Annotated in this window: 1 protein-coding gene; it reads left to right on the top strand. The window is 67.8% G+C overall.

The window, feature by feature from the left end:
* On the top strand, window positions 1–692 hold a 692-nt coding region (locus tag NBZ85_RS31585), incomplete at both ends, for an IS256 family transposase (protein ID WP_261563476.1).

A 692-nucleotide genomic window follows, 5' to 3' on the forward strand; every position in this document is an offset into this window, starting at 1 on the left:
GAGTACGGGGAGATATCACCGGATCGGACGAATCGTCGGAATGGCTACCGGATGCGGGAGTGGGACACCCGGGCGGGAACGATTGATCTGGCGATTCCGAAGCTGCGGTCCGGGTCGTACTTCCCGGAATGGCTGCTGACGCGCCGGCGGCGGGCGGAGCAGGCGTTGATCTCGGTGGTCGCGACGTCGTATCTGCTCGGTGTTTCCACGAGAAGAGTCGACAAGCTCGTGGAGCAGCTCGGGGTGGCGCATATTTCGAAGTCGCAGGTGTCGGAGTTGGCGAAGCATCTCGACGGCCAGGTCGAGGCGTTCCGGTCGAGGCCGCTCGACGCCGGCCCGTACCGGTTCGTGCAGGCCGATGCGTTGACGATGAAGGTCCGTGAGGACGGCCGGGTCGTCAACGTCCACTGCCTGCTCGCGGTCGGGGTCAACGGCGACGGGCACCGGGAGATCCTCGGCCTGGACGTCGTGTCCAGCGAGGACGGGGCCGGCTGGCTGGCGTTCTTCCGCGGCCTGGTCGCCCGCGGCCTGTCCGGCGTCCGGCTCGTGACCTCCGACGCCCACCGGGGTCTGGTCGCGGCGATCGGGTCGACGCTGCCGGGCGCCTCCTGGCAGCGATGCCGGACGCATTACCTGCGCGACTTGTTGACGTTCACACCGAAGTCGTCGCAGCCGTGGGTGGCAACATTGGT

The organism is Frankia tisae (assembly GCF_025403405.1).
In the GTDB taxonomy this organism is placed as follows: Bacteria; Actinomycetota; Actinomycetes; order Frankiales; family Frankiaceae; genus Frankia; species Frankia tisai.